The sequence below is a fragment of the Pseudoalteromonas sp. SWN29 genome (genome assembly GCF_015864465.1).
GTDB lineage: Bacteria > Pseudomonadota > Gammaproteobacteria > Enterobacterales > Alteromonadaceae > Pseudoalteromonas.
Map to the genome: position 1 here is coordinate 70,122 of NZ_JADYXE010000015.1, position 10,683 is coordinate 80,804.

General features: G+C 39.2%; 5 protein-coding genes. 2 read left to right on the forward strand and 3 right to left on the reverse strand.

Annotation, left to right across the window (positions count from 1 at the left end; all coding sequences use genetic code 11):
* Window positions 1-29 precede the first annotated feature (29 nt).
* Genes I6F53_RS07845 through I6F53_RS07855 form a run of 3 tightly spaced genes read right to left on the reverse strand, consistent with a single transcriptional unit; the run spans window position 30 to window position 6,171 of the window.
* Window positions 30-929: a diguanylate cyclase gene (locus tag I6F53_RS07845; protein WP_197239099.1), complete on the reverse strand. Its 900-nt coding sequence runs from the start codon at window positions 927-929 to the stop codon at window positions 30-32.
* Window positions 913-4,722, reverse strand: coding sequence for a PAS domain-containing hybrid sensor histidine kinase/response regulator (locus I6F53_RS07850; RefSeq protein WP_197239100.1), 3,810 nt, complete (start codon window positions 4,720-4,722; stop codon window positions 913-915). The genes I6F53_RS07845 and I6F53_RS07850 overlap by 17 nt, the downstream gene beginning before the upstream one ends.
* Window positions 4,723-4,773: 51 nt before the next feature.
* On the reverse strand, window positions 4,774-6,171 hold the full coding sequence (locus tag I6F53_RS07855; protein ID WP_197239101.1) for a PhoH family protein: 1,398 nt from the start codon (window positions 6,169-6,171) through the stop codon (window positions 4,774-4,776).
* 305 nt (window positions 6,172-6,476) lie between these two features.
* On the opposite strand from I6F53_RS07855, the gene rapA reads away from it, so the two are divergent.
* Window positions 6,477-9,371 carry an RNA polymerase-associated protein RapA gene (rapA, locus tag I6F53_RS07860; protein ID WP_197239102.1) on the forward strand — a complete coding sequence of 965 codons (2,895 nt, stop codon included), beginning with the start codon at window positions 6,477-6,479 and terminating at the stop codon, window positions 9,369-9,371.
* Window positions 9,372-9,692: 321 nt separating this feature from the next.
* Entirely contained in the window at window positions 9,693-10,466 is a 774-nt protein-coding gene (locus tag I6F53_RS07865) for a YggN family protein (RefSeq protein ID WP_197239103.1), read from the forward strand.
* Window positions 10,467-10,683 lie beyond the last annotated feature (217 nt).

Below are 10,683 nucleotides of genomic sequence, written 5' to 3' on the forward strand. Positions count from 1 at the left end.
AATATTGGCGTTTTTTGTATATTAAATTTTTACCGTGCGACTATTCTATCCCGCCCTGCATCTTTGGCAGCATATAAGCCTAAATCAGCCTCTTCTAGTAATGCTTGTTCAGCATACACTTTACCACTTTGAGTGGTGGCAATACCTATACTTATAGTGATGTGGTCTGCATTTAACGAGGCTTTATGTTCTATGTTCAAAGCGTTTACCGCATTACGTAATTTGTTAGCAAACTCCATAGCTTCATGCTTATCCATTCCAGGTAGCACAGCTGCAAATTCTTCGCCGCCATAACGAGCAATAAAGTCACTACCGCGTTCACATTGTGCTGCGAGTGCTTGCGCAACATCCTTTAAACATTCATCACCTGCACGGTGTCCGTAGCAATCGTTGTAACGTTTAAAATGGTCTATATCCATAAGTAAAACCGATAGCGGTGTGCCATTGCGTTTACTGCGGCGCCATTCTCGAGATAAATTCTCATCGAGATAGCGTCTATTTGGAATTTCGGTTAAGCCATCTATTGAAGCTAGCATTTCTAGCAAATCATTTTTTTGTTTTATAAGTAATTGGTTACGTACCCTAACGCGAACGATAGAAGGACTAAATGGCTTAGTTATATAGTCCATTGCACCGAGCTCTAAACCCTTTGCTTCATCGTCATGGCTGCTATTGGCTGATATAAATATGATAGGAATAGACTGAGTTATCGGGTTTTCTTTAAGTTCTACAAGTACTTGATAGCCGTCAATTCCGGGCATAATCACATCAAGGATTATTAAATCAACTTGCGCTGTTTTTACAAAGGTAAGTGCTTTTTCACCACTTTCAACCAAGAACACGTCGTGTTCTCCTTTAAGTGTTTTTTCAAGTACTAATCTGTTGATTGGATCATCATCTACAATAAGTACTTTAGCTCTTTTCGACATCCCTAACCCCTAACCCTTTAATAAAAACAATTACCTGTTCTAACTGCATAATAAGCTCTTTGAGTGTTATTTCAATAGGCTTGTTAGTTGTTTTAATCTCTCTTTCACATAATAAAGCACAGTGTGATAGTCGTCTAAAACCTAAATTACCTGCAACACCTTTTATACTATGCACTAAGCGTACCAAATCATCTTTATTGGTTGTTTCTTCAATTTGAGATAATTGTGTTTCACACAAGCTAGCAAACTTATCAATCATAGTATTGAGCAGTTTTTCATCCATACTAAATTGAGTTAAAGCGAATGATTTTTCGAAAAAGCTTGGTTTAACTAAGTTTAAATCGGCAATTGCGTCAATAAGCACCTTAGCAACTACAGGCTTGGTTAAATGTTTATTCATACCGCACTTTAAAGAACGCTCAATATCCGCAGGTTCACAATGGGCCGTTAAAGCAAAAATAGGTAGTTGCTTTGCGTCAAACTGTTGACGAATTAAAGCCGTTGCTTGGCAGCCATCTATTTGCGGCATTTGCACATCCATCAATATTAAATCTGGCTTTAAAACGTGCAGTAACTCCATGCCAATCGATGCGCTTAAAGCCGTAACAACACTTACGTTTGCTTGGCGTAATACACTACTAATTATTTCTAAATTGAGCTGATTATCATCAATTGCTAATACAAGTAGACCCGATATATCAGCTTTAATTTCAGTTATGTTATGTATTGTAGTATAGGTATCGACTTCTGGCTTTTGCACCGTGTTCAAACTAAATAACCTTTGCCCTAACGCCGATGCTTTAACGTGATGCGCAGCTAAATGCTCACTTGTTGGTAAATTAAGCGTGTGCTGATGATTAATAATAATCACCGATGTTTCTTTAGCTGACAACGAATCATTAATCGCTTCAATATTTAACAGTGCTGGTAGGTCAGCAGCATCTATTATTATCTGTTGAACATTGGAAAGTTTAATTGGGTATTTTAGTACTTCATCTAAATTAATATTAGCAAATTCTTTATACGCATTTGTTACTTGTTTAAGCTCTTTGCTTTGCTCAGATAAAATAGCCAAAGTGTTAGTCGGTAACATCGTGTTTTTACCCGTATCAACTAAAAAACTAATGTTGAAATAAAACTCACAACCTTGGCCTTTTTTACTCTTTAAAGCAATTTCCCCCCCCATTAACGACACGGCATGTTTAACAATCGCTAAACCGAGTCCAACACCTTGATGTATGCGTGTTGAGGATTCATCACCTTGCGTAAAGGCGTCAAATAAACGCCTCTGATCGGCTTCATCTATACCCATACCGGTATCAATTACTTTAAAGCAAATATGCTGTTGCTCTAGGCTATCGCTTTTAATGAGTTCCATTTTTAAAGTAATGGAACCTGTTTTTGTAAACTTAACAGCATTAGTTAATAAGTTACCTAATATTTGCTGTAAACGAATGCTGTCACATATCAAATCAGGCGCTATTAAAGGGTCGATATCAATGACAAATTCAATACCTTTTCCTTCGCACAATGGAGCCGTTAGACTTTCGCAGATATCCACCAGCTCAACCATACTAAAAGATGCTTGTTTTAAATCAGTTTGCGAACCTTCTATACGTGCAAAATCAAGCATCCTATTGAGCATTAGTAATAAGCTTTGTGCAGCATGTTTTGCTTGGTCAGTTTGCTGTAATTGCTTTTGCGTTAACCCTTGCTCAATTAGCATATCAAGCAACCCTAAAACAGCGTTAAGCGGGGTGCGTATTTCATGACTTAAATTAGCTATAAAGCGGCTTTTAGCTAGAGTTGCCCGCTCAGCATCTAGTTTTGATTTAGTTAGCGCACTCACATCCTGAATGTGAATAACATAATAGGCTGGATCGCGGTTTTCATCCCATACAAGCGATACACTCAGTTGCAACCAGCTTGCTAGCCGCCCTTGCGATAAAGTTAAGTGGTACACGCGTTTTTTATCATCTAGCAATTGCGCTAAAGTACTTTTTATTTGCTGCCATTGAGAATCATCAAATAGTGCTTTTAACTGCTCCCCCACGAGTACTGGATGTTCAGAAAACTGCTTTCTTGCTGCTTTATTTACTTGTAATATGGTGTGCTCTAGCGAAAGTAAAACCACACAATTAGCTGCAAATTCAATCGCACTTCTAAATTTAGACTCTGACGCTTTTAAAGCCAATAATGTTTGCTGTTGCTCGGTAATATCGCGACCAATCCCCATAGTTCCCAACAGGTGTTGATGCTCATTATAAAAAGGCGCAATAGTAAGTTGATATGATTTCGTATCGGTTTCTATTCGCTGTTCAACACTATTTCTATTTTGTAATACTTGTTTTTCAAGCGTATTTATTTGCTGATCGTTGTCGCCTAAATCATCTACATATTTACCGACTAATGCAGTTTGATCTTTACCAATGTATGCCTCAAATGCTTTATTGCATCCTAAAAATGATCCATCAATATTTTTAAAATAAATAAGATCAGGCACACTGTTTAGCATCGTGTTGAGCAAAGCCAGATGGCGCTCTTTTGCTTCGTAACTACGGCTTAGTTTTTCTGATTGCAACTGAACTTGGTTATCCAGCGCCTTATTCGCACTTTGTAACGAATCAACCAATTCTTTGTTTTTAATAAATACGCGTTTAACCTTAGAAAACCAAGGCTGCCAGCTCAACGGTACTTTGTAGTTTAACTGCTCTTGGGGTTGTGTACCGTTACCCTCAAGATAGGACATCAAGTGAGTCATTGGCTTTATAAAAATGCGCTGACTTAACCAAAAAAACACGCCAAACATAATACTTAAAAATAACGTTAAAAAAGTAAACTCTAATAATATTTCATACTTAATTGAGCTTATTAATTGAGGTTTGTGCTCGTAAAATGCTGCATGAATGGGTAACTCATCCATAGGCTGCATAAAGTAATTACTATCACTAGTTAATACTGTTTTTTGAATCTGATGCTCGGCCAAGTCTGGCCAATAATTTTTTAACGCTGTCGCTTGCTCTATTAACTGTTTAGAGCTGGCGATAATTTGATGTAATTGGTTCATAAAAACGTATTCACCACTACTCGGTGACACCTTTTTTAACCATGCTGAAATTGCCTGAACATCATAAATTAAAATAATGTAATCGGCTGAGCCAGTGCTTCGTTGTCGACCAATAGCAAAATACGATTTACCATTGATTTTAACAATAGGACTTGAAGTAAGTTTGTTTTGTGCAAATTTTGGCTTAAATTTTCCATTTAGAATTTCAGTAAGCATTAAACTTTGGCTTTTATTGCGCCTGCTTACATAAGCAAAACCATTATCATCAACATATGCTACACCAGATAACGACTGCATTAACGCAAGCGTTGTATTAAACGAAGGCCCTAACGCAATCGCCTGTTGCCACTGTACAAGTGCCTTAGCAGATAACGCAAACTCCCCCTTACCTACAATTTCAGTACCTTGCTCACTAAAGTGACGATAATAGTAACCATCGTATTGATTTATACCTTCGAGCAAGCTTTGGTTTATTTTGGGATAAGTTGTTTGCTCGTACAAGCTAAACATGGTGGTAAGTAAATTACTCACCGATTCCATCCCGTGAGTAACCTGCGCTGAAACATTCGTAAAATCTGCTTCGCGTTTTTCAACTGCACGTTCAAGCTTTATATTATATAAGTGCAAGCACAGTAAAGAAGCGACAAACAATGGCACTAAAAGCGCAATAAATAATGAACGATAATAATGCTTCAGAGGTAAAAAAATCAATGTACTGCCTGCCATTTGGCTCGAAAATCAATCGATAGACTATCGAGCCAATTTGTTAAGCGCAAGTTATAAATTTTCTTCTGCAAATGACGCTAAGCGACTACGTACAACACCGTTGAGGTTTATAGTTGCGCTGCCTTCAAAGTTTTTAAAGCGCTCTACTATGTACGTTAAGCCCGATGTTACTGGCGTTAAATAGTTACTATCTATTTGCGCCAAGTTACCCGTACAAATTAATTTAGTACCTTCGCCGCAGCGGGTAATAATCGTTTTAAGTTGAGAGGCCGTTAAATTTTGGCTCTCATCTAAAATTACCACCGCATTTTGAATGCTACGCCCACGCATAAAGTTAACCGATTTAAACTGCACATTGGCTTTTTCCATAATGTAGTTTCGGCTTGATATCGGATTTTCGTCGCCTTTGTGCAATACCTCCAGCGTATCGGTAATGGCTGCAAGCCAAGGCGCCATTTTCTCTTCTTCTGTGCCGGGTAAAAACCCAATAGACTCTGCTATTTCTGGCGTATTACGGGTAACTATTACTTTATCGTAAATACCTTTTTCGATGACCATTTCAAGGGCGCTGGCAAGCGCTAACAAGGTTTTACCGCACCCTGCTGGTCCTGTTAAAATAACAAGTTCAATACTTGTATCTAGCAGCGCATCAAGCGCCATTCCCTGATAAATATTTTTGGGCTTAACGCCCCATGCTTGTTGATGCATTAAACGCTCAACACCAATATCTTTTAGCGTTATGTGCTCGTCATCGTACGATTTAACACGCGCCGCAAACTGATCCCCTCCATCAAGTAAATATTCATTACAAAATACATCAGGTATTAAGTTTTTAGGCACATGATGAAACGTATCACGTCCGTGTTGCTCTGTATTACATTCCCCTACATGGTCCCAAAAATCACCTTCAATTTTTTTATAACCACTAGTGAGCAAGCTTATGTCATCAATAAGTTGGTCGGTACGGTAATCCTCAACATACTTAAGCCCTGCACCTTTGGCTTTTAAACGCATGTTTATGTCTTTTGTTACAAGTATTACTTTTGAATCGCTGTGCTGCTTTTGTAAATACACGGCGCAATTTATAATACGATGGTCGTTTTCGTTACCCGGGAGGCCAGAAATGGAGTCTGCAAACAAATGGTCGTTTACAATAATGAGTGTACCTGCAGAGCTCACTTTGGCTTTTTTATTACTAGGAAGAGCTACGCCTTGTAGCATTTGCTCGGGCGTTGCATTTTTAAGTACTTCATCTAATCCACGAATGGCGACCCGCGCGTCACGACTTACATCATGCTTTCTGTCTTTTATGTGGTCGAGCTCTTCAAGCACCGTCATCGGAATTACAACGTCATGCTCTTGAAAAGACAAATAAGCGAGGGGTTCGTGAAGTAGTACGTTGGTATCTAGCACATACATTTTACTTTCAAGGTTCGAAGCTTTTTCCATAGCACTTTCCTTACGTTTTATGATTTTTATGCTATACCAAAATAACTAAGTAAAACGGGCAAAACTTAAACCTGCAATACTTAATTGCCAAGGCATAATGTAAGTTTAGTCTATTTGTCATAAAAGTCCGTTTTATTACAAACTGTAATTAGTTTTTATTTACTTAAAAAATAGCCACATATAAGTTGTTTTAATAGTAATAGTTAACACTTACAAAATTAATTAAAAGTCAGCCAAATAGCGCCTTGCAGTGGTGTTATGTAACAGGTAACATAGCCGCCTTTTTCTTCATAGACGAGACATACATGAATTTTTCCTTAGGTCAGCGTTGGATCAGTGATACAGAGTCAGATTTAGGATTAGGCACCGTTGTTGCCATTGAAGGCCGTCAGGTCAGCATATTATTTCCTGCCAGTGGTGAAAACCGCGTTTATTCTTCGGCAGAAGCCCCTGTTACCCGTGTGGCATTTAATCCTGGCGATGTGATCAAAAGCGTTGAAGAATGGGAATTAGAAGTAGAGTCTATTGAAGTACAAGGCGAGTTACTTTGTTATCACGGCACCCGTGTTGATAACGGCGAAACTGCCAAGCTTAAAGAAACCTTTTTAGATCATTTTATTAAGTTCAACAAACCACAAGATCGTTTATTTGCAGGCCAAGTCGATCGTTTTGATCGCTATACACTTCGCTACCAAACGTGGTTACATAAATTTGAACGTGAACAATCGCCTATTAAAGGCTTAATTGGTCAGCGTGCTAATCTTATTCCGCACCAGCTTTATATTGCCCAAGAAGTGGGTAAACGTTTTGCACCACGCGTACTTTTATCAGATGAAGTAGGCCTTGGTAAAACAATTGAAGCGGGCATGATACTACATCAACAAATTATTAGTGGTCGTGCGAGCCGCGTACTCATTGTTGTACCAGAAAACTTACAACACCAATGGTTAGTAGAAATGCTACGTCGCTTTAATCTACACTTTTCTATTTTTGATGAAGAACGCTGCGACGAAGCGTTTGCAGATTCTCCAAATGTGTTTGATACAGAGCAGCTGGTACTTACTAGTCTTGAGTTTTTAACCAAGAAAAAACGCTGGTTTGAACAAGCAACACTTGCTGATTGGGATTTACTAGTTATAGATGAAGCCCATCACCTAAGTATAAATAACGGCAAGCCAAGCTCAGAGTATCAACGTATGGCAGAGCTTAGCCAAGATATTCCAGGTCTTATTTTACTTACCGCTACGCCTGATCAACTTGGTCATAGCAGTCACTTTGCACGTTTGCAGTTACTCGATCCAGACCGCTTTTACGACTACGACGTGTTTAAAGAAGAAGAAGCAAATTATAAAGACGTAGCCGAAGCCGCAAATCAATTACTGCAAGAGCAAGGGCTAGACGATGCTGCCAAAGCCACGCTTATTGAGCTATTAAAAGAAACCGACATTACCGATATTCTTGCAAAAGCGCAGCAAGGTGATTTACCAGCACGTAAAGAAATACTTAACATGTTGCTTGATCGCCACGGTACTGGTCGCATATTATTTAGAAATAGCCGCAGCGGTATTGATGGCTACCCAAGTCGTAAATTACACGCCTATCCAATGGCACTGCCAAAGCAGTATAAAACGGCTATGTCGGTACTAGGTAACATGGGCGGTATTCAAAACCCTGAATTAAGTGCACACCGTGCTCTTTTTCCTGAAAAAATATTTCAAGAGTTTGAAGGCGAAAGTGCAAGCTGGGGTTTATTTGACCCACGTGTAGATTGGTTAATCGACACGCTTAAAACGCTTAAGCGTGAAAAAGTACTACTTATATGTGCTAAAGCTGAAACAGCTATCAGCCTTGAGCAAATACTGCGTGAACGCGAAGCAATTAAAGCCTCGGTATTCCACGAAGGTATGTCTATTATTGAGCGTGACCGCGCCGCTGCATTTTTTGCAGACGAGTACGATAATGCACAAATATTACTGTGTTCAGAAATTGGCTCTGAAGGTCGTAACTTCCAGTTCTCGCATCACTTAGTGTTGTTTGATTTACCTCTAAACCCAGACTTACTAGAGCAGCGTATTGGTCGATTAGACCGTATAGGCCAAACGCAAGATGTGAACATACACGTACCATATTTTGAAAACACCGCTCAAGAAGTACTGCTACGTTGGTACAACGAAGGTCTAGATGCATTTGAATCTACCTCGTCAACGGGTCAAATGCTTTATAAAGAGTTTCGCGATGACCTACTTGAGTACATTGCTGCGCATAACTGCGATGAAGACGAACTCGACCCATTACTTGAGCAAGTAGCACAGCAAAATGCCGTACTGCGCAAAAAAATGGAAAGTGGACGCGACCGTTTACTTGAGCTGCATTCATCGGGTCAAGGTGCTGCCGACTCGCTTGTAACTGATATTGAAAAACTCGATAACCAGTTTGAACTACCAAGCTACATGATCAACGTGTTCGACACCTTTGGCGTAAGCCAAGAAGATAAAGGTGAAAATACCATTATCTTAAAGCCCACTGAGCACATGCTAAACCCATCGTTCCCATCGCTTAGAGAAGACGGTATGACGGTTACGTTTGATCGCGACACAGCACTTTCGCAAGAAGACGTACACTTTGTTAGCTGGGATCACCCAATGGTGCAAGGCACCATGGATATGATTTGTGACGACGACTTTGGTAGCGCATCGGTTGCACTACTTAAAAACAAAAAGTTACCACCTGGCACCTTTTTTGTTGAACTTATTTTTGTTGCAGAAGCAATGGCGCCAAAAGTATTGCAGGTTGGTCGCTTTTTACCGCCTACACCAATTCGTATATTGCTTGATAAAGCAGGTAATAACTTGGGTGAGAATGTGGCTTTTGAAGGTTTTAACCAGCAGTTATCTGCAGTTGGCCGTCAAACAGCAAGTAAGCTTGCGGGTGCATTACAAAGCGCTGTGCATCCTATGATCACTACCGCTAAAGATATGGCACAAGAAAAACTTGAAGTTATTCGTGCAGCGTCGCTTGTTAAAATGCAAACGTCACTCAGTGAAGAGCAAGAGCGACTGGTAGCCCTTAAGCAAATTAACCCGAATATTCGTCAAGAAGAAATAACGTTTTACGATAAGCAACGTACCGACTTAACTACGTATATTGAAAAAACGCAGTTACAACTTGATGCAATTCGATTAATAGTGGTTTCACACTAAATATTTAGTTTTTAGCCTTTTAAGCTGACTCCAGAGTAAAATTTGGGGTCAGCTATTAAAGCTAAATTTAGGCACGTAGCTACATTAAAACGCCATTTTAAAGGCCAAGTTCTCTCATTTAAATATGAGTTTCCCCCTTCTGTCGCTCTATACCAAGCCTCTCGTTATCTGTTAATTTTAACTATCATCATCGTATTAAAAAACACAGGATTCGCTCTATACACCTATTCTGTGAGATAGCTACTAGGTTTATTTTAACTTGCATAAAGTTGTTTTTTTGTTAACCTACCCGCCTTCCATTTTAGTCTTCTTGAGGTGTTTATGGCGTTTCTATCTCGTTCGATATTGGCGTTGTCCATAGCGTTCTCAAGCAGCAGTGTCTTTGCTCAAGCTCAATGTGATGTTGAATTACGTCATGGTTTAATTATTACTGACGACACTATTCGCATCTTAGATAAAGGCCAAACTCGCGTACAAATTAATAATGATAACCAGTTGTTTATTCGTGGTTATTGGGTTGACTTAAGCGATGACGAAAGCAAAGTACTCGAACAATTTAGTAATGGTATTCGCCACACAGTCCCCGAGCTAGTTAACCTTGCTACAGATGGTGTTAACTTAGGTTTAAGCGCTATTGAGCATGTGGTTGAAGGTATGTCAGATAAAGAACCTGAAGTACTAAAAACACAACTAAAGTATGTAGAGCGCGCGCTAATGGATAAGTTTAAGCGCGGTGATGACTTCTTTTTTATAGCCCCTCAATCACTTTCGCAAATAGATGATTTTTTTACTAAAGAGATCAGCCAGCAAATTCACTCTGCCGTGCATGGATCGCTAGGTGCTATTTTAGTATCACTTGGAGATGCGTTTAAATCGCGTGAAGGTAATATAGAAGATCGTATTAACGATATGGGGCAACGTATGGATATTATCTCAAGAGAAATTGATAAGTCGCTACAAAAAAAGGCGCATCAATTAGAGCTTAAAGCTTCTGAATATTGCGAATGTTTAAATGCACTCGATGTAACCGAATCTCGCTTACAAGCAATAGTCCCTGGTATGGCCGATTACGATTTAGTGCAAATAAAGTCTTAGAGTACTCATCCACTTTTAAAATAAAATAACCCCGAGTATAAATATACTCGGGGTTTTTCTTTATAACTCACTAGGGCGTGTTGATCTTTGCGGTATAAAAAACAAACAGCATGAGAATAAGGTATAATTGAATTCGCTAAAAAACGTTACACCGAACCCTCATGCCAAGATTAATGTTAACAGACGCGACATGGAATGTCTTATCAAAAGTAATGCA